At 65.1% G+C, this 22,986-nt stretch carries 22 protein-coding genes, 1 tRNA gene and 1 pseudogene; 18 read left to right on the top strand and 6 right to left on the bottom strand.

Features of this window, described 5'->3' with window-relative positions; translation table 11 throughout:
- Nucleotide 1: 1 nt before the first annotated feature.
- On the bottom strand, nt 2-1,879 hold the full coding sequence (locus E3O48_RS10900; RefSeq protein WP_134538788.1) for a helicase-associated domain-containing protein: 1,878 nt from the start codon (nt 1,877-1,879) through the stop codon (nt 2-4).
- Between the two features lie 5 nt (nt 1,880-1,884).
- A complete protein-coding gene (locus tag E3O48_RS10895; RefSeq protein ID WP_134506865.1) occupies nt 1,885-2,160 on the bottom strand; it encodes a hypothetical protein in 276 nt (91 codons plus the stop codon).
- Between the two features lie 93 nt (nt 2,161-2,253).
- Between E3O48_RS10895 and E3O48_RS10890 the strand changes: the two genes are divergently transcribed.
- A complete protein-coding gene (locus E3O48_RS10890) occupies nt 2,254-2,634 on the top strand; it encodes a cold-shock protein (RefSeq protein WP_134538787.1) in 381 nt (126 codons plus the stop codon).
- A pseudogene (locus E3O48_RS10885) lies at nt 2,627-3,013 on the top strand (DUF3027 domain-containing protein); the annotation flags it as partial. The gene E3O48_RS10890 and the pseudogene E3O48_RS10885, both read left to right, overlap by 8 nt.
- Before the next feature lie 120 nt (nt 3,014-3,133).
- Here E3O48_RS10885 and E3O48_RS17785 read toward each other — a convergent pair.
- Nucleotides 3,134-3,301, bottom strand: coding sequence for a hypothetical protein (locus E3O48_RS17785; RefSeq protein ID WP_241974519.1), 168 nt, complete (start codon nt 3,299-3,301; stop codon nt 3,134-3,136).
- Between the two features lie 74 nt (nt 3,302-3,375).
- Nucleotides 3,376-4,494 (bottom strand): phosphoserine transaminase, encoded by a 1,119-nt coding sequence (gene serC / locus E3O48_RS10880; protein WP_134538785.1) that lies wholly within the window; start codon nt 4,492-4,494, stop codon nt 3,376-3,378.
- A gap of 74 nt (nt 4,495-4,568) precedes the next feature.
- Between serC and E3O48_RS10875 the strand changes: the two genes are divergently transcribed.
- The 5 genes from E3O48_RS10875 (at nt 4,569) to E3O48_RS10855 (ending at nt 8,506) form a co-directional block, all read left to right on the top strand.
- The gene (locus E3O48_RS10875; protein ID WP_134538783.1) at nt 4,569-5,276 is read left to right on the top strand and encodes a metal-dependent transcriptional regulator; all 708 of its coding nucleotides are present in this window, start codon (nt 4,569-4,571) and stop codon (nt 5,274-5,276) included.
- A gap of 315 nt (nt 5,277-5,591) precedes the next feature.
- Nucleotides 5,592-6,368: a C40 family peptidase gene (locus tag E3O48_RS18035; protein ID WP_134538781.1), complete on the top strand. Its 777-nt coding sequence runs from the start codon at nt 5,592-5,594 to the stop codon at nt 6,366-6,368.
- Between the two features lie 342 nt (nt 6,369-6,710).
- Complete coding sequence (locus E3O48_RS10865) at nt 6,711-7,208, top strand: HNH endonuclease (protein WP_134506876.1); 498 nt, start codon at nt 6,711-6,713, stop codon at nt 7,206-7,208.
- Between the two features lie 106 nt (nt 7,209-7,314).
- Nucleotides 7,315-8,400 carry a CHAP domain-containing protein gene (locus E3O48_RS10860; RefSeq protein ID WP_134538779.1) on the top strand — a complete coding sequence of 362 codons (1,086 nt, stop codon included), beginning with the start codon at nt 7,315-7,317 and terminating at the stop codon, nt 8,398-8,400.
- A 34-nt stretch (nt 8,401-8,434) separates the two neighbouring features.
- Nucleotides 8,435-8,506 (top strand) — tRNA-Arg (locus tag E3O48_RS10855).
- A gap of 442 nt (nt 8,507-8,948) precedes the next feature.
- Here E3O48_RS10855 and E3O48_RS10850 read toward each other — a convergent pair.
- Entirely contained in the window at nt 8,949-9,677 is a 729-nt protein-coding gene (locus E3O48_RS10850; protein WP_241982500.1) for a haloacid dehalogenase type II, read from the bottom strand.
- A 686-nt stretch (nt 9,678-10,363) separates the two neighbouring features.
- Here E3O48_RS10850 and E3O48_RS10845 point away from each other — a divergent pair.
- On the top strand, nt 10,364-11,476 hold the full coding sequence (locus E3O48_RS10845; protein ID WP_134538777.1) for a nitronate monooxygenase family protein: 1,113 nt from the start codon (nt 10,364-10,366) through the stop codon (nt 11,474-11,476).
- 47 nt (nt 11,477-11,523) lie between these two features.
- Nucleotides 11,524-11,847, top strand: coding sequence for an MIT C-terminal domain-containing protein (locus tag E3O48_RS10840; RefSeq protein WP_134538775.1), 324 nt, complete (start codon nt 11,524-11,526; stop codon nt 11,845-11,847).
- Between the two features lie 25 nt (nt 11,848-11,872).
- On the opposite strand, the gene E3O48_RS10835 is transcribed toward E3O48_RS10840, so the two are convergent.
- Nucleotides 11,873-13,075, bottom strand: coding sequence for an ROK family transcriptional regulator (locus E3O48_RS10835; protein ID WP_134538774.1), 1,203 nt, complete (start codon nt 13,073-13,075; stop codon nt 11,873-11,875).
- Between the two features lie 268 nt (nt 13,076-13,343).
- Here E3O48_RS10835 and E3O48_RS10830 point away from each other — a divergent pair, with 268 nt between their 5' ends.
- From E3O48_RS10830 to E3O48_RS10790, 9 genes are all read left to right on the top strand, one after another.
- Entirely contained in the window at nt 13,344-14,510 is a 1,167-nt protein-coding gene (locus E3O48_RS10830; protein WP_134538772.1) for a substrate-binding domain-containing protein, read from the top strand.
- A gap of 59 nt (nt 14,511-14,569) precedes the next feature.
- Nucleotides 14,570-16,078 carry a sugar ABC transporter ATP-binding protein gene (locus E3O48_RS10825; protein ID WP_134538770.1) on the top strand — a complete coding sequence of 503 codons (1,509 nt, stop codon included), beginning with the start codon at nt 14,570-14,572 and terminating at the stop codon, nt 16,076-16,078.
- Between the two features lie 2 nt (nt 16,079-16,080).
- Nucleotides 16,081-17,067, top strand: coding sequence for an ABC transporter permease (locus E3O48_RS10820; RefSeq protein WP_134538768.1), 987 nt, complete (start codon nt 16,081-16,083; stop codon nt 17,065-17,067).
- Nucleotides 17,064-18,209: a Gfo/Idh/MocA family protein gene (locus tag E3O48_RS10815; protein WP_134538766.1), complete on the top strand. Its 1,146-nt coding sequence runs from the start codon at nt 17,064-17,066 to the stop codon at nt 18,207-18,209. Before E3O48_RS10820 ends, E3O48_RS10815 begins: the two co-directional genes overlap by 4 nt.
- Nucleotides 18,209-19,030, top strand: a complete 822-nt coding sequence (locus E3O48_RS10810) for a sugar phosphate isomerase/epimerase (protein WP_134538764.1) — start codon at nt 18,209-18,211, stop codon at nt 19,028-19,030. The genes E3O48_RS10815 and E3O48_RS10810 overlap by 1 nt, the downstream gene beginning before the upstream one ends.
- A 54-nt stretch (nt 19,031-19,084) precedes the next feature.
- Nucleotides 19,085-20,257 carry a Gfo/Idh/MocA family protein gene (locus tag E3O48_RS10805; protein ID WP_134538762.1) on the top strand — a complete coding sequence of 391 codons (1,173 nt, stop codon included), beginning with the start codon at nt 19,085-19,087 and terminating at the stop codon, nt 20,255-20,257.
- A 28-nt stretch (nt 20,258-20,285) separates the two neighbouring features.
- Complete coding sequence (locus tag E3O48_RS10800) at nt 20,286-20,630, top strand: putative quinol monooxygenase (RefSeq protein WP_166788678.1); 345 nt, start codon at nt 20,286-20,288, stop codon at nt 20,628-20,630.
- Nucleotides 20,631-20,684: 54 nt separating this feature from the next.
- The gene (locus E3O48_RS10795) at nt 20,685-21,704 is read left to right on the top strand and encodes a sugar phosphate isomerase/epimerase (RefSeq protein ID WP_166788677.1); all 1,020 of its coding nucleotides are present in this window, start codon (nt 20,685-20,687) and stop codon (nt 21,702-21,704) included.
- A 251-nt stretch (nt 21,705-21,955) separates the two neighbouring features.
- Nucleotides 21,956-22,813, top strand: a complete 858-nt coding sequence (locus E3O48_RS10790) for a Cof-type HAD-IIB family hydrolase (protein ID WP_166788676.1) — start codon at nt 21,956-21,958, stop codon at nt 22,811-22,813.
- Nucleotides 22,814-22,986 lie beyond the last annotated feature (173 nt).

Below are 22,986 nucleotides of genomic sequence, written 5' to 3'. Positions count from 1 at the left end.
CTTACGGGGCAGGTGTGATGCTGATGATGCTCGAGAGGGGGAGGGTACGTTCGATGTCGGCCCGCCGGTCCCGGGCCCGGAAGCGTCCGCCGCCCACGCTGGCCGGTTCAAGCAGATAGTCCACGACCACGCCGCCCGGCATGGCAATGCTGACGACGACGGTCTGCTTGGACTTGATCGCCGAGTCGAGCTGCCTGGCGAGCCAGGCATCCGCCGCTTGTCCCTCGCCGCCGTCGCTGGCGCGCAACTTCTCGACCAGGGCGATCGTGGGGTCGACGGTGGACACCGGCAGCACCCGGGCGAGCTGGTGGCGGCGCAGGTGCACGATCTCGCCCGCCGCGTTCTCGGCGGCGACCGGGTAGCGTGCGTCGCTGAGGGCCCAGAACACGACGTCGCTGCCGAACCTGCTGGCCAGCCGGTTCTCGTCGACTCGGACGAGGCCGAGCGGGGCGAGGGTCTGGTCCACGGCGATCGTGCCGAGCAGGGCGGGATCCTCCGATTGCACATAGCTCTGGGCCGGTGACTCGGCCGGGTCGGTCGCGCCCACCCGCACCCGGCCGTACCGGGCCGCCGACTCGCGGATCAGATAGTCGACCGGCTGAGGGATCCCGGTCAGGGACACCGTGCGGAGGAAGTCGAGCAGCGAATCCGCATTCTCGCCGGCGGCGAGGGCCCGGTTGACCGAGGTCGCCGAGATGCGATAGCTGAGGGCGAGTTCACGGCTCTCGACATCGGCGAGTCCGCGCAGCCGGGCGTCGATCGACGGGGCGAGCGGACCGGGCGAGACGATGGACAGGTCGTTCTGCAGGTACACGGCACCGACCTCGGCCGGGAGTGCTGCCGTCATCGTGGCGATCGCCGCGTCGAGGTCGCCGGCCAGCACCGCGGCCCCGGCCGGGCTCGTGGTCTGATGGGCGGTGATCCCGATGAGTTCGGCGTCGTCGGCGAACTCGGTGACCCGATCGTCCATCCATTCGCCGCCGGCCGGGTACAGCCAGGCGACGAAGGAACGCAGGCCCTCGCCCCAGGATACGCCGGGACGCCGGGCGAGGATGCCGCGCACGTCCGGCGGCAGAGCGGCATGCCAGGACTGCGCGATCGTGGCCCAGCGACGCGCGGTGCCCTCGAGCAGCCAGGCTTCGCCGGCCTCCGTCTCGTTCCAGTAGCCGTCGGAGTGGGCGATCAGGTCGGCGCGGGCCGCGGTGGCGACGACGGAGGCGACAGCCTCCAGGTCGACGCCCATGACGGCGGCCAGGCGCTTCGTGTCAGGCAACCCGAGGCCGCCGCGGCTGAGTTCCCTCGCCGGTTCCCGGGCGAGCTCGGTGACGAGCTCGGCGATCGATGACACGGCGGCGAACGCGCGTTCGGCGGCGAGCCGGTCGGTGAAACGGGTGTCAGTGGCGGACACGCCTGCCAGGGCGGAGGGCGCGGCCGCCCCGGCCAGTTCGGTCGCGGTCGGTAGCCCGAGGGCCGGCCAGGCCAGCAACTGGGCGGCCACGGCGTCGTACGGCCGGAACCGGTCGTCGGCGAGGCGGCCCAGCATCAGGGAATCCAACACGGCGGCCCGGGCGGCGACATCCGCTTCGGGAACGGGGGAGCCGGCCAGGTCGGACAGGCGCTCGGTCAACTCGGCGAGGGCAGGCGCGGACGGCGCCGAGTCCGGGTCGGTCTCGACGGCTAGTTCGCCGGCGACGGCCAGCACCGCGAGGGTGGCCCGGTCGAGCTGGGCCAGGGTGCGCTGGACGGCCTCGGGTTCGAGAAGGGTCTCGGCGAGGTCGAAGAAGTCACGGATGCCGGTGGCCGGGACGGCGCGGATTTCGAGTGTGCGACGCAACGCTGCGTCGTCGAGTGCCCGGAGGCGTGAGGCGAGCGTGAGCATGGCGGCTACTCCCTGTTCTGTCGTGCCTCGCGTGCGCGGCGAAGAGCGGTCATCACCATGAGGGCGATGATCAGGAGGAACCCGAGCGGCAGGCCGAAGAGCGGCAGGGCCAGCACGACCGGCCAGACTCCCTGGCCGAAACCGTTGTCGGCTCCGGCTCCGGCGGCGGTGCCGATGATGACGGCGAGGAAGGCGAGGATGGACAGACCCACCACACCCGCAACCATGTAAGCCAGGATGCGTTCGAGCCGGCCGGCGGCGTGTGGAGTTTGATTGGTCACACTCCCAAGGATACGGGGCATCTCTCGGTCCGACCGAATAGGCTGGGTGCGGTTGGCGCGCATTCCGCGCGCCCGGAATGCAGCGAGGTCCAGATGCCCACCGGCAAGGTCAAGTTCTACGACGAGGAGAAGGGTTTTGGCTTCATCACTTCCGATGACGGCCACGAGGTCTTCCTCCACGCTTCTGCGCTGCCCGCCGGAGTCACGGTCAAGGCAGGGACGAAACTCGAATTCGGAATCGCCGATGGCAAGCGGGGCGCCCAGGCGCTCTCCGTGCGCATCATCGAGGCGCCGCCGAGCCTGGTGAAACTCAGCCGCAAGCCGGCCGACGACATGGCGATCATCATCGAGGACCTCGTGAAGGTTCTCGACGGCATCGGTGCGAGCCTGCGCCGGGGTCGCTACCCCGACAGCGCGCACAGCCACAAGATCGCCGCGATGCTGCGCAAGGTCGCGGAGGAACTCGATGCTTGACCAGGCGGACCCGACCCTCCTGGCGGCCGTTGACCTGGCCCGAGCGGCCCTGCTCGACATCACCCCGGCCGACACGATCGGCGAGCTCGTCGGGCACGTGGTCGAGGGCGAGCACGTGCTGACTCTGCTCCTCGACTGCACCATGCCCGGGTACCCGGGCTGGCGGTGGACGGTGAGCCTGTCCCGGGTCGACGAGGATTCCCTGCCGTCGGTTCTCGAGACCGAGCTCACTCCCGGCGATGAAGGGCTGGTCGCCCCCGACTGGATCCCGTGGTCGGACCGGCTCGCCGACTACCGCACCGCGCAGGAGCTCGCCGCCGCGGTCGCTGCGGCCGAGACGCTCGACACGGACGACGAAGACGACGAGTCGGACGACGACGAAGACGACGAGTCGGACGACGACGAAGACGACGAGTCGGATGAAGACCCGCTCGCCCTCGACGACGACTTCGACGACCACGGCGAAGACGTGCTCGACGGGATCGACTTCGGTGAGGCGCTACCGACGCCGGAACTGAACCCAGCCGAGGCCGACGAGCCCGAGGCCGAGGCCGATGGCGGCGCACGCCGTCCACCAGCCAAGTCCCGCCGCCGCAAGGTCGTCCTGGAAGAAGACAGCGAGCACCAGGGCTAGGAGCCAGCCGGCCGAGCCCGCCAGGATCGCCATCCGGGCGTCCGTGCGAGCGGGCAGCGGGTCAGGCCGGCGTTCGCTGTCTTTCAACCAGAGACGCACGGTGCCGCCTAGCTGCCGAGGTTCTGCACGACGTACTCGATCGACTTGACGAGCTGGCGCACGTCGCGCGGTTCGATCGCCGTGAACGTGGCCACCCGCAGTTGGTTGCGGCCGAGCTTGCGATAGGGCTCGGTGTCCGAGATGCCGTTCGCCCGCAGGGTTTTCGCCACGGCGGCGGCGTCGATCCGGTCGTCGAAGTCGATCGTGGCCACGACCTGTGAACGGTGGTCTGGATCGGTCACGAACGGAGTCGCGTAGTCGACGCTCTCGGCCCAGTCGTAGAGCACGGAGGACGATTCCTTCGTCCGCGCCGACGCCCAGGCGAGGCCGCCGTTCCCGTTGATCCAGTCGAGCTGGTTCTCGATCAGGAGCAGGGTGGCCACGGCCGGGGTGTTCAGGGTCTGGTTGAGGCGGGAGTTGTCGATCGCGTTCTTCAGGCTGAGGAACTCGGGGATGTACCGCCCGCTGGCGGCGATGCGTTCGACCCGCTCGATCGCGGCCGGGGAGAAGAGGGCGATCCACAGGCCGCCATCGGAGGCGAGGTTCTTCTGCGGGGCGAAGTAATAGGCGTCCGCCTGGTCGGCCTGGAAGTCGATTCCGGCCGCCGCACTGGTGGCGTCGATCACGGTCAGGGCGCCGAGATCGCCGTTCACCCGGGTGACGGGTGCCATCACGCCGGTGGAGGTCTCGTTCTGGGGCCAGGCGTAGACGTCGACCCCTTCGGTGGCGACGGCCGCGCTGCGCGAACCGGCCGGTGCCTTGATCACATCGGGGGCCTCGAGGAACGGGGCCGCCGCGGCGCTGGCGAACTTGCCGCCGAACTCGCCGAAGACGAGGTTCTGGCTTCGCTTCGAAATAAGGGAGAAGGCTGCCGCGTCCCAGAAGGCGGTCGACCCGCCGTTGCCGAGGATGACTTCATAGCCGTCCGGCGCCCGGAACATCTCGCTGAGTCCGGCGCGCACCCGGCCGACCAGATTCTTAACGGGGGCCTGGCGGTGCGAGGTGCCGAGGACGGTGGATCCGACGGCTAAGAGGTAGTCGAGTTGTTCCTGTCGTATTTTGGACGGGCCGCAGCCGAATCGTCCGTCGCGGGGCAAGAGTTCAGAGGGAATGGTCAGATTCTGCATAGGGCGATTCTAGTTGTCGGTGCCGCGACGGTAAGGTTGTCACTTGCATGGAGGCCGACCGGAAGGCTCTGGGGATGACTGATCTGATCGACACCACCGAGATGTATCTCCGGACGATTCTGGACCTCGAGGAAGAGAACATCGTTCCCCTCCGGGCGCGCATCTCCGAGCGGCTCGGCCACTCGGGCCCGACCGTGTCGCAGACCGTCGCGAGGATGGAACGGGACGGCCTCGTCGTCGTCTCCGGTGACCGGCACCTCGAGCTGACCCTGCCCGGTCGCCGTAAGGCCGTGCATGTGATGCGCAAGCACCGCCTCGCCGAACGCCTGTTGAGCGACGTGATCGGGCTCGAATGGGAGTTCGTGCACGACGAAGCATGCCGCTGGGAGCATGTGATGAGCGAGCAGGTTGAGCGCAAGATCCTCGAGATCCTGGGCCATCCCACCGAATCCCCGTACGGCAATCCGATCCCCGGCCTCGATGAATTGGGCGATTCCCCCGCGGTCGCGTTCATGGCCGGAGTGACCAGCCTGGTCGACGTGGTCGCCAGTTCCGCGGAACCGGTCACCGCGGTCATCCGTCGCCTCGGCGAACCCGTGCAATTCGACCCGGAGCTTCTGGCCCAGCTGAAGAACTCCGGGGTGCTTCCGGGCAACACCGGGGTGTTCTCCGCGGCCGGTTCCTACGTGCTCGTGCGGGTCGACGGATGCGGCGAGGGGCTCGAACTTCCCAACGAGGTCGCCAGCCACATCTTCGTCGCCACGCCGCGCGTCCCGGCCTGATTCTCGAAGCCCGAGGGTGCCAAACGGCGCGGGCTTCGTTACCAATTTGTTAGAAGAATGTGAATTTCGGGTGACAAACGGATGAAGGTCACGTAGCCTCGGTGGCGTCAACAGGCCGGAAACCGGCCGACGGACCCGGACCAGGACGCCTTTCTCCGTCTCCAGGTGCGGTACCACCCGCGATCAGCGCAGTGGACGGGGCAACTCCCTAGTGTTGCCGAGGCGCCGGAGGTTCCCACTGTGGCCGCTTCAGGTAGAAAACCCGTCATTCGATCAACACGCCCGTCAGCCGACTCGGCAGGCGAATCCCGGGCCGTGCTTCGGTCCGGCACGGCGCTCAGCCCGCGCGGCGAGCCCGGCGCCGCCCCGCCGAAACGATCCATCTCCCGCCGCCGCCGCGGAGCGCTGGCCAATGTTGTCTTCATGACCCTGGCCGGCGGGCTCGTCGCGACCATGGCCATCCCGGCCTATGCATTCGCCCCGAGCTCGAAGGAGACGAACTTCGGCGCCACGGCGGCCACCGAGCTCACCCGGTCGGGGGCGCAGACCGTTGAGGTCGCCGAGCAGGCGGCCACCGTGAGCGTCGCCCGGGACGGTTTCACCGCGACCACGCCCGAGGAACTCGCGGCCGCGGCCGCCGCGAAGGCCGCGGAAGCCCGCCGGATCGAGGTCGCCGCGCAGATGTCGTCCTATGCCGCGTCGTACTCCGGCCCATCCGTGGCGGAGTACCTCGCGAATCCGTCCCATCCGAGCTTCGACCTGGCGTCGGTGTACGGCGTCGCGTCGCAGTACCAGGGTGTCCCGTATGTCTATGGCGGGGCCACCCCGGCCGGCTTCGACTGCTCGGGCTTCGTCATGTACGTCTACGCCCAGTTCGGGATCAGCCTCCCGCATTCCTCGGTCGGCCAGGGTGCCGCCGGGACCCGGATCGCCCTGGCCGATGCCCAACCAGGCGACCTGGTGATCATGGACGGTCACGACGGTTTCTATGCCGGCAACGGGAACATCCTGCACGCACCGTACGAAGGCACCGCCGTGCGCGTGCAGCCGATCTGGACAAGCTCGTACTACATCGTCCGGCTCGGCATCTGAATCCCGGAATGTGAACGTTTCGTAACAGCTGGCGGATTCTGAGCCGCGCGCTTCGTGCGCTGCCGAATCTGGGTTAACCTGTTGCTCTGATGTTCTGCGAATTTTCGGAAGAGCCACGGCGCGAGCGGCGCACGATCCACACCATGGATGTGCGCTGCCGCTTCGCGCCACGGCGCAGCAGTCAAGCATGTCTCGGTCGCGCGTGTCTCAGCCACGTTGTTTCCCGTAGGGCGTTGTCATTGTGACGACGCCCTTTTTGTTTGCCTGCTCGCTTCCCCCTCGCCGCATCGGGACGTAGTTCGAATGGCTGGAAGCCGTCCAGCCCTTTTCGAAAGGGAACGCATGCGCACACTGGTCCTCAACGCGGGGTACGAGCCCCTCGCCGTGGTCTCCTTCAAACGGGCCCTCATCCTGGTCATGAACCAGAAGGCCACGATCGTCCAGGCCGACCAGGGCCACCCGGTCTGGGCGTCATCCGGGTCGTGGGACCGGCCGAGCGTGATCCTGCTCACCCGGTATGTACGCATCCCGCGGCTGCGGTCGGTACCGGTCAGCCGGCGGGGCGTGCTGCGGCGGGACGATCACCGTTGCTGCTACTGCGGCAAGACCGCGAACACGATCGATCACGTGCTGCCCAGGTCGCGCGGCGGCCGGGACACCTGGGACAACCTCGTGGCGTGCTGCCTGCGCTGCAACAACCTTAAAAGCGACCGGACGCCCGGAGAGATGGGCTGGAATCTGCTCTTCCACCCGCGGATGCCGCTGGGCACGACCTGGGTGGTGCGCGGCGCCGAGCGGCCGCTGCCGCAATGGGATGAGTTCCTCGCTCCTGCCGCCTGACCAGCAGATGTAACGAAAAGGTAACGCACGGGGGTGACATCCCGCGCGGATTCCCATAGGGTGGAGGGAGCTTCGACCCGAACCAAGCCACGCAGAGGACCAGATTTTGCCCCATTCCGGCGAACCCGGCACATCCGCTCCTTCAGAGAACCAGAACGCTTTCCCGTCGCGACGCGAGTTGCGCGCGCAGCGGGAGGCCGGTTCCGCCCCGTCGGACGCGTCCGTCGAGGTCCCCGCGGAGTCCATCCCGATGACGTCGGTTCCCCTGGCATCCGTGCCCGCCGTCTCCACTCCAGGCGCCGACCAGGATGTCGCGCTCATCGTGGCCCAGGCCGGCCGCCGCTCTGGGGTGTCCTCCACTCCGCTCGCCCGCACACCGGCCGCCCGCCGCGGTCTTGCGTCCGCTGCATCCGCGCCCCGCCCGGCCCCGCGCCCGGCCAGGGTCTCCAACCGGCGCAGCCCGCTGAAGATCGCCGTCACACTTCTCGCGATTCCCGGACTGTTCCTCACCGCGGGTCTTCCCGCCTACGCCTTCTCACCCGGCGCCGGCGCGAACCATGGCGCGGCATCCACCCGTTCGCTGGCCGAGGCCGGCGCCCAGGGCGTCACCGTGGCGGCTGGCGCCTCGGCGGCGACCGTGGCCCGGGACGGCTTCACCGCCACGAGCAAGGAAGAACTCGCCCAGAAGGAAGCCGACGCGAAGCGCGCCCTGGCGGCGCAGAAGGCCGCCGAATCGGCCCGGGCGACCGCCGCATCCTTCGCCGTCTACGGCGTGCGCGCCGAGGGCGACGACTACCCCTGGTTCGACCGGGGCACCGAATCCCAGGGCGGCGGGCTCTCCCCGCTCAGCTACTACTACCGCGAATGCGTCGACTTCGTCGCCTGGCGCCTCAACCGCGACGCCGGCTCGACGAGTGCGCCGTTCAAGTGGACCTGGAGCAACCTCACCCCGGGCGGCGGAAACGCCAGCAGCTGGGCGAACGCCTGGTCGAACCACGGCTGGGCGACCAGCAAGACGCCCGTCGTCGGTGCAGTGGCCTGGTTCAACTTCAACCACGTCGCCTACGTGCAGTCGGTCGGTGGCGACGGGTCGGTCGTGCTGGAGGAATACAACTGGATGGGTTCCCACGCGTACAACAAGCGCACGATCAAGGCCAGCGAAGTGCCGCTGTTCCTCTACCCGCCGGCCTGACCGGCGGCCTGGACCGGCTAAGCTTTCACCGCTAGCCTCTGTAGCTCAACGGAAGAGCAGTTCCGTCCTAAGGAAACGGTTGGGGGTTCGAATCCCTCCAGGGGCACCGAAAACAAAGGGATGCAGGGGCCGGATTTCTCCGGGTCTCTGCGTCCGCGATTTGCTCAACGCCGTCTTCCGCAGGCGATGCGGCTTCATCCAGCCCAGACCCGCAGCCTCCCGAATGTGGCTCCAGGACTCACGCATGGTGTGCAGGTCGAGCAGCGTATCGTTCCGTGAGGCGAACAGCAGGCCGCTGGGACCGGCTGGCATCGCCCGGTTGCGGAGTGCCTCAACCATGGGCGCGGTATCCTCGCCGATGTGGGCCGCACGATCATCGAAATGGTGTCGCGGACCTGGAATTGACGCCGCGGCCGCCCAACGCGTCGCCCGGGCGTTCGCGAACGTGCACCCCGGCGTCGACGCCCAGCACATCGCAACCAGGTTGCCCAGGCCGTAATGGCCCGTGTGATCGCCTGTCGCCTCGCCGTGGCGTTCCGCGCCGAGGTTCACGTCAGCAAACGTGAAGCAAGCTCATTCAGAGTGGAAACGGTGTAATCCGGTGCCGTGAAGTAGCTGGGATAGACCGCGGCCGTTCGGTTCAGCCAGGCGCTGCGCATGCCTGCTCGGCTTGCCCCGTGGATGTCCCAGGGGTGCACGGCGACCAGGAGCATGTCTGCCGGCTGGACCCCGCTGGCATCCGCGGCGTAGTTGTAGGCGGTACGGACGGGTTTCCATGCTGTGGTGTCCTCGACCGTGAGGAGAAACTCGAAGGCCTCTCGGATCTCCGCCTTGGTGAGCAGGGCGTGGGCCACCTGCGCGGACCCGTTGGATAAGGTCACGAGCCGGAATCCCGCGCCTTTCAGCGTCCGGATCCCCTCTGCGATGTCGGGGTGCAGGTTCAATCCCGCGAAGCCGTCCATGACGTGGGTCACGGCGTCATCCAGGCTCCGGGTCAGGGCGACGTCGCGGAGGACCTCGCGCAGGACGTCGGCGCCGATCACCGCAAATTTCGCGCTGCCACCTGCCGCTGCGAGGGCGAACCCGTCCCGCAATAGGGCGGCGAACCAAACCCGGGCGAGATAGTCCGGCGCGCCAACGTCAACGAATCGGGTCTTCAGGGGCGACATGTCCGAGAGGGTTTCGTTGACATCGAAAACGATCACTGATGGTGTTTTGTTCATTGTCAGCTCTCCGGGTCGGCGCATCTGGCAGGTTGAGGTGAACGAGAAGCTCACACTCTCGCGATTCGACCGTATCGGTTGGGGCGATACCTCGGCCTGGGAACATCGCAGGGTGAGCCCACATTCGACTGCGAAATGAACCCGCTGGAGCTGCCCGTTGGGCCCGGAGACGTTCCGAAATTGATGATCAGTTCACTCCGAGAGCGTCCTTGCCAACGCGGTGCGGCAACCACAGTGCCCCAACGCCCCTGCGCCAGGCCCAGGTCGGCACCGGGCGTACCGTGAGCGTCTGTCACCATGCGGTCCACCCCACGGTCCGGGCGTCATCCGCAGCCCGGTGCCTCCTTCGTTCGACGAGAATCCCCCGAGCGGTAGGCTGAACGTGAACAGGCTGTCCTGTTTCATCCGCCAGCATCCCCGAATGAAATCGAAGGACCTTCTCGGGCGCGGGCAGACCGTTCGTCACCACAAACCTCTGTTGCGTCCACGCCCGTTCCTCTTGTGAGACGCGGGACCAGCCGCATGGTCGGCCAGCCGCCTTGCTGCCGCCGCGGCGTCCGGTACGAGCTGCCGGGAACGCACGACGACGTAGGCTGTCGAGAACACCGTTCTCGATGAGACGCGTCACGGCAAGGTCGACGGCCGCGTCGTCATCCAGTACTAACTCGTCGGCACAGCGTGACCCCCGCGCGATCGGGGGTCACGGTGTCGCAGGGCATCTCGGCTATAGAAGGAGATTGATGAATGTGAACCTCGAAAACTCCTGGGCCCGCAGCTCCGCAACGCGGCTGCTCGGCATTGACCTCCCGATCGTGCTCGCCCCGTTCGGCGGACTCTCCAACACCCGGTTGACCGCCGCCGTCAGCGAGGCGGGCGGACTCGGTTCCTATGGGCTGTTCGGCTACGGCCCCGATCGGATCAGCCAGGTCGCACGGGAACTGGCGCTGGCGACTTCGAAACCCTTTGCGCTCAACCTCTGGCTGCCGCTCGGTGCCGGCGAGGACCCCGGAACGAACGGCGACGGCTTCGACGAGTGCCTCGACACCCTGAGGCCCTACTTCGACGAACTGGGGATCGCGCTCCCGCAGCGCCCGGCAGTCTGGTTCCCCTCCTTCGACGATCAGATCACGGCGGCGCTCGACGCGCGGCCGGCGGTGCTCAGCTTCGTCTTCGGCGTGCCGTCCGCGCCTGTGCTGGATGCCGCGCGCTCGCGCGGCATCCTCACGGTCGGCACCGCAACGACCGTCGACGAGGCCGTGGCCCTCGACGCGGCGGGCCTGGACGCCATCGTGGCCACCGGGATGGAGGCGGGCGGGCACCGCGTGTCCTTCCTGGCCAGCCCGGAGGACTCCCTCGTCGGCACCTTCGCACTCGTGCCCCAGATCGTCGACGCCGTCTCGGTGCCCGTCATTGCCGCCGGTGGAATCGCAGACGGACGCGGTCTGGCGGCGGCCATCGCGCTCGGGGCCGGTGCGGCGGTTATCGGTTCGGCCTTTCTGGCCACGGAGCAGTCCGCGGCCGCACCGGTGTACCGGGCGGCGTTACGCGGTGAGGAGGCCGGCCACACCGTGCTGACCCGCGCCCTCAGCGGGAGGCTCGCCCGCGGCATCCCGAACCGCATCACGCGAGACCTCGACGCCTCGGGCCGGATTGCCGCCTTCCCCGTTCAGAACTGGGTGACCGGCCGCTTCCGGCCTACCGCGGCCGAACGCGGCATCGACGACCTGATGTCGCTGTGGGCCGGGCAGGGTTCGCCGCTGATCCGCCACGACGACGCTCTCGCGCTGATCGATGAGGTGATGCGGGTGGCCGACACGATCCTCAGACCAGGCACCCGCGCGCGCGGCGCGTAACCGCGCTTTAAGCCCGGTGCGGGACGACAGGCCGGCATGCAGAGGCCATGCCCAATTCGATTGTCGCAAGGGACTCGGCCCTCGACGCCGCATGTGATGACACGATTCACGACCGCTCGATTGTCACTGACACCGGTTGGAAGATCCTGCTCGGCCGCGCGCTCGATGTCTTCCCGTTCGTCACCGGTGATGCCTTTGGCCTCGCCACCGAATTTCAGGAGTATCGACAGGTCAAGGCGTCTGGCGTGACCCACATCCGGGAGAACGAGTCTCCGTTGATCGAATCCCACACTCACCTGGCGAGGGTCATTGGGCGCGGGCGCCCGCACGAAGATAGACGGGGTCGAAAGTGCCGTCACTGGCGCAGCTGAAGTTCTCAATGGGCCAGAGCGAAGGTCACAGCATGTTGTGGAAATGACTCGCGAACTCAGCGTCGACGTTCCGCAGCTTCGAGTCGAGGCGTTCGGGAGCCAGAGCGTGCTCGATGGCCAGGATGCTCGCGCCAATGAGGCCCACATCCGGCCCGCTCCTGGATTGTTCGATCACGAGGTGTTCCGTTGCCAGTGGCGTGGAGCTCCCGTAGACCACCTCGCGGATTCCGGCGAGCAGATGCTCGCCCGCTTGAGCCATCAATCCCCCGATCGCGATGACCGACGGGTTCACAATGCTCACACACGTATTCAGGACCTCGCCGATGTCTCGGCCGGCTTGGCGCACGGCGCGAATCGCGTCAAGATCACCGGCCCGTACCCGGTCGATGAGGTCACTTGCCGACGCGATGTCCGGACGAGCGGTGTGGAGGGCAGCGGTGATGGCCGGTGCACCAGCTATTGCTTCTACACAACCTGTCTTGCCGCAACGACACGGAACTCCAGCGCCGCGAGCGATCGGAATATGGCCAATGTCGCCGGCCGCGCCATCGGCACCGCGCTGCAGTCTGCCGTCGCTGATAATCCCTGAGCCAATGCCGGTGGCGACTTTGACGAAGATCATGTTCTCGGTTGGCGGCTGACGACTCCGGTATTCGCCGAGGGCCATGATATTGACATCGTTGTCAACGAGTACCGGGACGGCAAAGGACTTTCGCATTTCGCCCGGAACGTCGAAATTATCCCAACCCGGCATCAGCGGCGGCCGTGCCGGTCTCCCCGAACTATGTTGGACCGGGCCAGGCAGACCGAGTCCGATGGCCAGCAGGTCCGCCTGGGGGCGACCGATTTGCGCGAGCAACGCAGAAATCTGCGCCCTTACGCTGGCGAGCACCTTCTCGGGCCCGTCTGTGATCTCCAGCGGAGTGCTGACACGGGCGAGAACTGCCCCGGAAAGATCACAGATGCCGATCCGCGCGTGCGTAGCGCCGAGGTCAGCCGCCGCGACCACCCGCGTGCCCGGATTGAATGCGATCTGGGAAGAGGGTCGCCCGCCGGTCGAGGTCGCATCAGACACCGGCACAACCAGGCCGAGTTCCCGAAGGGCATCTATGCGCAGACTGACCGTCGTTCTCGCCATGCCGGTGATGTCCGCTAGCTGCGAGCGAGTTCGCGGTTTTCCGTCCCGCATAACCTGCAGCAGCTCATACGCTCCGCCCACCGATGACATAACCCACCGATTCCCTTCTGATCGACGCGACTTATTAGCCACCCCAATGTATGCGTCTTTGCGCCAGTTGAGGTCGCGAATAGTTTATCTTAAGCCAACTTTTCACTTTTTCTGGCAAAAGATGCGTAGTTCGTGTCATACTGATGTCGCGATCGTGTCCCAACGATGGTGATGATCAGGACAGCTGCTGATTCCGAGGCGTCTCGCTTGACGCGGTCAGTGACATCCCCTTCAGAGGGCGTCCCCCGATATTCATTGGAGAATATTCATGAAAAAGTCAATTGCATTGATTGCAGCGGCGGGGGCGGTGCTCCTCGCCGTCGCCGGCTGCAGCTCTTCCGCCGGCACTTCCTCCGCAGGTCCCGACGCGCAGAATGCTTCTGTCCTCAAAGCAACGAAGGCTCTCGCCGACATTGTCAAAGGCGATGTTCTGAGCGAGGGCCCGAACGGCGAAACGGCATCGCCAGCATCGTCCGCGGACATGACCCCCGCCGAGATCGCTCAGGTCAAAGCGCTCGGTGCGACAGCGGCCATCGCCATGCACTATGGCGGAAACGACTGGGCAACCGCCCAGATTGCGGGACTCAAGAGTGAGTTCGGCAAGCTCGGGATCAAGGTGATCGCCACGACGGATGCGGACTTCAAGCCGGATCTGCAGGTGTCGCAGCTCGAGACGATCATGACCCAGAAGCCCAACATCATCGTTTCCATCCCGACCGACCCGGTCGCGACAGAATCTGCGTTCAAGGCTGTCGCGGCGGCCGGAACCAAGCTGGTCTTCATGGACAACGTCCCGAACGGCATGACGGCCGGCAAGGACTACGCATCGGTCGTCTCCGCGGACAACTACGGCAACGGCGTCGTCTCCGCCTATGAGATGGCCAAGGCTCTCGGTGGCACGGGCAAGATCGGCGTGATATTCCACCAGGCCGACTTCTTCGTGACCAAACAGCGTTACGAGGGTTTCAAGGCAACGATTACCAAGGAATTCCCCGACATCAAGATCGTGCAGGAGACTGGAATCGCCGGCCCTGATTTTGCGGGTCAGGCACAGTTGGCGGCGAGCGCGATGCTGACCAAACACCCTGACCTCTCAGGAATCTGGGGGGTCTGGGATGTGCCAGCCGAGGGTGTCATGGCTGCCGCTCGTGCTGCTGGCAACTCGGACCTCAAGATCGCCACCGAAGATCTTGGAACGAACGTCGCCATCGCCCTTGCTAAGAACCAGCTCATTGTTGGCTTGGGAGCCCAGCGGCCATTCGACCAGGGCATTACTGAGGCGCGGCTTGGAGCCCTCGCGCTGCTCGGCAAGTCCGTGCCCGCGTACGTTGCGGTCCCAGCTCTGCCGGTGGACCACTCGAACGTCCTTGAGGCGTGGAAGCAGGTCTACCACGCTGACCCGCCGGCCGACGTCGCCAACTCTTACAAGAAGTAACAAGCGGCCGGTGCGGCGCGAGCTTCTCGCGCCGCACCCGTCCCGAAAGGTGGTGTGAAATGAACGCGACGGTAAATGCAGTCGAGATGCGTGGCATCTCCAAGAGCTTCAACGGGGTAACCGTTCTCACCGACGTCGACTTCGACGTCCGAAGCGGCGAGGTTCATGCTCTTGCCGGCGGCAACGGTGCGGGCAAGTCGACACTCATGAAGATCATGCAAGGCGTCTACCAGCCCAACTCCGGAGAGATTCTGGTCGAGGGTGAGGTTGTGAAGATAACGTCGATCCAGGCCGCGAAGACAGCCGGAATCGGAATGGTGTTTCAGGAATTCAGCCTCGTTCCCAGCCTCACCGTCGCGCAGAACATCTTCCTCAATGCAGAGTCGCTGAATAGAGCTGGCCTGATCAACGATAGCGAAGCCAGACGCCGCGCACGAGAGATATTTGCGGACATGGAGGTCGAAGTGGACCCGCGCGCCGAGGTCGCGCGCTTGGGAACCGCGTACTGGCAACTGACCGAAATCGCCAAGGCACTCGCGCAGAACGCTCGCGTGCTCATCATGGACGAGCCAACAGCGAGCCTCGCCAAGCACGAGACCGAGGCGCTCTTTGCGCTCATCGGCCGTCTCAAGGCACGCGGCATCTCCATCATCTACATCTCGCACCGCATGGATGAGATCTACCGGATCGCAGACCGGATCACCGTTCTTCGTGATGGACGCAAGCTGTTCACCGAGCCGCTAACAGAGATCACGCCGGAACAGATTATTGAGGGGATCGTTGGGAAGAAGATCGAGGGCCAGCTGAGTTATCGCGTCCGGGAGGCGGCAGAATCCGACACCGAACCACTGCTCGAAGTGCGTGGGCTGAGCGCCGGCACCCGTGTCAAGGAAGTGTCCTTCACCCTGCACGCCGGTGAGATCATTGGGCTGGCAGGGCTCATGGGCAGCGGCAGGACCGAGTTGGCCCGAGCACTTTTCGGTATCGATCGAATCGACAGCGGTGAAGTGCTGATCCGCGGAAAGAAAGCCAGGCTGTCCTCCCCGCAACGCGCGATTAATGCGGGACTGGCACTCATCCCCGAGGATCGCCGAGATCAGGGGCTCGTGCTCGATCACTCCGTTCGAGACAACCTGCTGCTGCCGCTGCTCGGCCAGATTGGCAACGGCCCCTTCCTGAGCGCGGAAAAGGGCAAATTGCTCGCAGATTCCCTCATCAAGCAGTTCGCAGTGAAGGTCGACAACCCCGGTCGAGCAGTGAGTCTCCTTTCCGGTGGCAACCAACAGAAGGTCGTGCTCGCCAAGTGGCTTGGCACGAATCCGGATGTGCTCATCCTCGACGAGCCCACGGCGGGCGTCGACATCGGTACCAAGAGCGAGATCCTCGACCGGGTGCGCGCCCTCGCCGACGAAGGCAAGGGCGTCATCATCATTTCCTCGGAATATCCCGAACTTCTCGCGATCAGCGATCGCGTGTTGGTCGTTCGGGACGGTTCCGTCATCCGTGACATTCCCCGCAACGAGATCGTTGACGAGGAAGCACTCCAACTAGTAGTCCAAGGAGTCTGATCATGCAAACCCCCACCTCGGCTCAGTCGATCGACGCCGCGCCCAAGCGCACCATCTCCACGACACTGGCCGGGATCGACTGGCGACGCTACGTCATCTACATCGGCTTTGTCGTTGTCTTCATCTTCTTCGCGATCCTTCTGGGCAACCAGGGCTTCCTCTCCGCGACGAACCTCTTGAACATCCTTCGGCAGACATCGACCATCATGGTCATCGCCGTGGGGATGACCTACGTCATCTCCGCAGCCGAGATCGACCTCAGCGTCGGTTCCATCGCCGGCCTCTCCAGCGTCGTCACCGCAATGTCGATCTCCGCCTTCGGCGTGGTTCCGGGAATCGCCGCAGGACTCGTGGTCGGGGTCGTCGTGGGCGGGATCAACGGAACACTGGTCAGTCTCCTGGGTATCCCGTCCTTCCTGGTCACGCTCGGCATGTTGGGCGTCGCCGTGGGTACTGCCCAATGGATCACGAACTCCGCTCCCCAGCCAATCCTCAGCGACGCTTTCAACAACATGTTCGGTTCCGGAAATATCGGGCCGGTGCCGAGCCTCGTCATCTGGGCTGCCGTGTTTGTCGCCGCTGGTGCGCTCGTGCTCTCTCGCACCAAGTTCGGGCGCCAGGTGCTCGCCACAGGAGGCAACCGCAAAGCGGCCGACTTCACAGGCATTAACACCAAGCGCATCAAATTCACCGTGCTCCTGCTGTCGGGAGTCGTCGCAAGTATCGCCGGCATGCTCTACGCCGGTCGGCTGCAGTCCGGTCGATTCCAGTGGGGAGACGGGGATGAGCTCTCCGCGATCGCCGCGGTGATCCTGGGCGGCACAAGCCTCTTTGGAGGAAGCGGCACCGTCATCGGCACGATGTTCGGCGCATTGCTCATCGGACTGATCAACAACGGGCTGGTGCTGGCCGGTCTGGACAGTAGTCAGCAGCAGATCGTGCGCGGTGCGATCATCATTCTGGCTGTTGCCTTGGCGCGTCGGAAATGATCGCGCAGCCCGGGCCTCGCCTCCGCGCCGGCATCATCGGCACTGGCTTTATGGGAACGGTCCACGCGAATGCCATCAGGATGTCCGGTGGCACCATCGCTGCCGTCGCCAGTCGAAGCCCCGAAGCGGCGCAGGCTGCCGCAACTCGGTTCGGTGCGGAAGAGGCGAGCAACTCGCCCGAAGCTCTGATCGCACGCGACGACATCGATGTAGTTCACATCTGCACGCCGAATTCGACGCATGCCGACTTTGCCGCACAGGTGATCGCCTCGGGGAAGTCCGTGATCTGCGAGAAACCGCTAGCGACGACGGTGGAGGATGCGGTCGAGCTAGCGGCGCTGTCCGAGGAATCCGGCCGGGTGGCTGCAGTCCCGTTCGTCTACCGCTTCTATCCGGCCGTCCGTGAGGCGCGAGCGCGGATCCGTTCGGGCGAAGCCGGACCGCTCTGGCTGCTGCACGGTTCCTACCTTCAGGATTGGCTTGCCGATCCCGCGACGACCAATTGGCGTATCGACCCCCTGCTCGGCGGTTCCTCCCGGGCTTTTGGGGACATCGGTGTGCACTGGTGTGACCTGACGGAGTTCGTTACCGGTCACCGGATCACCCGGGTGATGGCGAAGACGGCCCGCGCTTTTGGCGAACGAACTGCCCGGCGCGGATCGACACGGGTCGACACCGAGGACGGCGCGGCCGTGGTCTTCGAAACCGACCGGGGGGCTCTTGGATCTCTTGTCGTCAGTCAGGTCTCGCCGGGTCGAAAGAACCGTCTCTCGTTCTCCTTTGACGGGACGAATGCGTCCTTCCGCTTCGACCAGGAACATCCGGAGACGCTGTGGATCGGCGAAGTCGACTCGACCCGCGCCATCACGGTGGGGTCGGAGAGTCTATCGGCCGACGAGGCACGGAGATATGCGCTCGTGCCCTCCGGGCACCCGCAGGGCTATCAGGATGCTTTCACCGCCTTCGTGACGGATGCCCACCGCGCCATAGCGGGCGATTCAGTTGAAGGGCTGCCCACTTTTCTTGACGGGGTGCGCGCTGCGCAACTAACCGACGCGGTTCTGAGGTCAGCCGCAGCGGATGAATGGGTATCCGTCCCCGAATTGATAACGGTTCCGACCGCGAGAGAAAGGCAACGATAATGCGTTTGGGCTACTGCACGATCACCTGGGGAGGCGTCGTCGGCGACGCGACAGGGGTCACGAGTGTCAAAGACCTCTTCTACCGCACGAATGGCTCGATGGAGACCGCCATTCGCGACATCAGCGCGGCCGGGTACGAGGGCACTGAGATGTTCGATGGAAACCTGCTCGAATATGCGGACCGACCGGAGGAATTCCGCCAGCTTCTCGCTGACGCGAAGCTCGAGCTCGTGAGCGTCTATACGGGGGCGAACTTCATCTATGCCGACATCCTTCCCGACGAGCTGCACCGGATTACCCGTGCGGCGGAACTTGCGGCACAGTTCGGTGCCGAGCGACTCGTGGTCGGTGGGGGGGCGCGTCGCGCGGCCGGAACCAGCGAAGACGACTATCTGCGTCTGGGCGAAAGCCTCGATCGCGTCACTGACATCGCGGAGGGCTTCGGACTCTCGGCGAGCTATCATCCGCATCTCAGCACGATCGTCGAAAACCCTGATGAGCTAGCAAAACTCATGGACTTGACCAGGATCGGGTTCTGCCCCGATACGGCCCATCTTGCCGCCGGAGGCGGCGATCCCGCGACCATGATCCGCGCGCACTCGGATCGGATTCGTCACGTTCACCTCAAGGATTTTCGACGCGAGCCATTTCAGTTCCTCCCCCTCGGGGAGGGCGACCTCGACTTCCCGGACATCATCAGGGCGATACAGGAGAGCGGGTACGACAGTTGGCTTCTCGTCGAGCTCGACTCCTACGACGGGGACCCGCGTCGCGCGGCAGAGATCTCCAAGGCCTACCTGGACCGGCTCCTCGAGCAGTAGTCAGTAGGCCTGCAGTCCACTAACACAGCGTCCAACAAGAGAAAGAGAAAGATCATGGAAAACCTGAACGTCGGGCTCATCGGAGCCGGGTTTATGGGCAAGGCGCACTCCCTCGCTTACGCGGCCATGCCCATGTTCTTCTGGCCTGCCCCCGCCATGCCGGTGCGAAAGACTATTGCTGAGGCCACCGCGCCACTGGCCGAGGAGGCATCGCGTCGCTTCGGTTTCGAGAAGTACACCGCTGACTGGCGAGAGGTCGTTGAAGACCCCGAAATCGATGTCATCGACATCGCCACACCCAACCACCTGCACGCGGAAATCGCCATTGCCGCGGCGAAGGCCGGCAAGCACATCATCAGCGAAAAGCCGCTCGCCCGCACCAGCGAGGAGGCGAAACAGATGTACGACGCGGTGAAGGATGCCGGGGTCGTCCACATGGTGGCATTCAATTACCGCCGCACCCCGGCAGTCGCGCTGGCAAAGAAGTTCATCGAGGAAGGGGCAATCGGTCGGATCACGAACTTCCGGGGAACTTACCTCCAGGACTGGAGCGCCGACCCGAATTCTCCCCTCTCCTGGCGGTTCCAGAAGAAGATCGCGGGCTCGGGCGCGCTGGGTGACATCGCCACACACGTGATCGACCTGGCCCGCTACCTCGTCGGCGACGTCGCGCAGGTAAACGCACTTCTGTCCACCTTCATTACGGAACGTCCGATCCAGGTGAGTGGCGCAGATGCCCTCGGGAACGTCACCGGCGGCGAGGGGCCTCGTGGGGCGGTCGATGTCGACGACGAGGTGATGACGATGATCCGATTCTCGAACGGTGCGGTCGGCTCCATCGAGGCGACGAGGAATGCCCACGGACGAAACAACTTCATCACCTTCGAGATCCATGGGACGGGAGGAAGCATCATCTTCAACTATGAGCGTCGTGACGAGCTTCAGGTCTGCTTCGCCAACGATCCGGGGGATCGTCGCGGATTTCGCACGATCTACACCGGTCCCGCCCATCCCAACGGAGCTGCGCTTTGGCCGATCCCGGCGTTGGGCATCGGGTACGGCGAGACGAAAATCATCGAGGCTCACGACTTCTTCACGGCGATCGTCGAAGGCGGCACCGTCAGCCCCAACTTCGCCGACGGCTACCAGATCGCATTGATCGATGACGCGATCATCGAGTCCGGGGAGACCGGCGCCTGGGTCGACGTCCCCGCGATCGAGAACTGAACCCGATGCCAGTGGAGGTAGGAAGACCATGAGTGTCGACCAAGAACAGAAGCCCGGTCGCGAAACTGTGATTCTGATGCCGGTCTTCACAGCAAAGCCGGGCTTCGGTGCACGGCTGGAGGAAGAGTTGGCAAGTCTCCAGCTACTCAGCCGGAACGACGAGGGCTGCATTGCTTACTCGGTTTTCGTGGACCGGGCCGCCCCCGAGCGATTCGTGCTCTATGAAGAGTGGACAACCCGACAGGCGTTGGCGGACCACAATGAGAAGGATCACGCCCGCAGCTTCTTTGCGCTGTCGGACGAGTGGTTGGCCGGTCCGTTCGGCGTATCCGAGCTCCGACCCGTCGAGCCGCGCGGCGAAACGCGCCCCTGAGCGCGGATTCGTCTTTCTGCAGGCAAGCGATGAATGAGCGAGAGAGTGAAGACCATGAGCGAATTTACAGCAAAACGCCCTGTGACCTTGTTCACTGGACAGTGGGCAGATCTGCCATTCGAAGAGGTGGCAAAGCTCGCGGCGGGCTGGGGTTACGACGGCCTGGAGATCGCGGCATCCGGTGACCATCTTGACTTGGAACGTGCCGACCAGGACGACGCCTACCTCGCATCGCGCCTCGAGATCCTCGAGCGCAACAATCTACGGGCCTTCGCTATCTCCAACCACCTCACCGGACAGGCTGTCTGCGACGACCCGATCGACTTTCGCCACAAGGCAATCGTGAGGTCTTCCACCTGGGGCGACGGGGATCCTGAGGGAGTCCGGCGGCGGGCGGCCGAGGATATGAAGCGTTCGGCGCGGGTCGCGCGCAAACTCGGGGTGGATGTCGTCGTTGGGTTCACCGGTTCGAAGATCTGGCCATACGTGGCCCAATTTCCCCCGGTTTCAGCCTCAGTGATCGAGGAGGGGTTTGAGGACTTCGCTGCGCGGTGGAATCCGATCCTCGACGTCTTCGATGCCGAGGGAGTGCGATTCGCCCATGAGGTGCATCCGTCCGAGATCGCCTACGACTACTGGTCGAGCGTGCGAGCCCTGGAGGCAATCGACCACAGGTCCGCATTCGGATTCAACTGGGATCCCAGTCACATGATGTGGCAGAACATCGATCCGGTGGGGTTCATCGTGGACTTCAAAGACCGCATTTACCACGTGGATTGCAAGGACACTCGCCTGCGCCCGAGCAATGGTCGTGCCGGAGTCCTGGGTTCGCATCTGCCCTGGGGCGACCCGCGTCGTGGTTGGGATTTCGTCTCGACCGGACGCGGTGACGTGCCCTGGGAGGACGCCTTCCGAGCGCTCGAATCGATTGGGTATTCGGGTCCAATTTCGATCGAGTGGGAAGACGCCGGTATGGATCGTTTGCATGGTGCGAGCGAGGCAATCGGGTTCGTGCGGTCGCTTCTGTGGCCACGTCCCGCGTCGTCTTTCGACTCGGCCTTTGCCAACCAATAGCCGTTTCGCTGTCGGCCCGGGGTCGTCAGGGTGATCGCGTGTGGGTCGAGTGTCAGGTGATCTCAAGAGAGTTATGAGGTCAAGAATCTGCCGGAAATTCGGGCTTTTTTGGCACAACGGCTGTCCATTCGAGCCCTGCGACTCGGGTTCGAATCCCTCCAGGGGCACCCAATCCTGTCTTGATGCACTGCTTGACACGGGAACGCAATTCAGTCTGCCCCGGGTGCTCGGGGTATCGTTTGGAGCACACCATGGTTTCTCCTCGCATCGCGTTCCTCGACGTCGACGGCACCCTCATCGACTCGGGCGAGGTGATCGCACCGTCGACAATCGAGGCGGTGCGGACCGCCCGGGAGAACGGCCATCTGGTGTACCTGAGCACCGGGCGGGCCTCCGTCGAGATCTATCCCGCGATCCGCGAGATCGGATTCGACGGCGCCATCAGCGCCGGCGGCGGGTTCGCCGAGGTCGGCGACGAACTGGTGATCACCCGCACGATGCCCGAAGACGCGGTGGCGCGCATGGTCGGCTTCTACGAGGAGTCGGGATACGACTTCTACCTGCAGGCATTCGACCAGCTATATCCGAGCCCCGGGGTGCGCGGGCGTTTCGCGACCTACCTCGACGACGACCGGGAGCGCAGGGGGGAGACCCGAACCGTTTCCGAATCAGTCGCCGAGCACGCCGAGCATCCCGCCCTGAGAGCGTTTGCCGCTGTGCGCCCGCTCAGCTTCACCGGGATCGCGAAGTCAGTGTTCCTCGCCGGCGACCTGATGGCGTTCGATCGCGTATCGGAAGCCCTCGGCGGAGACTTCCACGTCATCACCGGTACCATCCCGCACCTGGGGCGCGGCAGCGGCGAGGTGACCCTCGGCGGGGTGAACAAGGGCAGCACGATCGTGCAGCTCCTCGACCTGCTCGGCATCGACGCGGCATCCGCGATTGGGCTCGGAGACAGCACCAACGACATCGAAATGCTGCAGGTGTGCGGGGTCGGCATCGCGATGGGCAACGCCACTGATGAGGTGAAGGCCCACGCCGACGAGGTCACCACGTCCGTGCTCGATGACGGCGTCTGGAATGCCTTCCGCCGCCGTGGTCTGATCTGACCGGGATCTTCGCCGACGGCATCACCGTCTCAATACGATTCTATGTTCGCATGAGTTGAGCTTTAAATCTGATTAATACTCGTATCTTTGTTCGAATTATGGTATTCTGGGGTCATGGCAGGAACCCCTGATCCCAGTGCCACCACCGCCTTCACCGAGGCGGATGCCGGCTG

It is taken from the genome of Cryobacterium sp. HLT2-28 (assembly GCF_004402495.1).
Taxonomy (GTDB): Bacteria; Actinomycetota; Actinomycetes; order Actinomycetales; family Microbacteriaceae; genus Cryobacterium; species Cryobacterium mannosilyticum.
The sequence above is the reverse complement of the archived record's forward strand: the minus strand, read 5'-3'. Positions and strand labels throughout refer to the sequence as shown.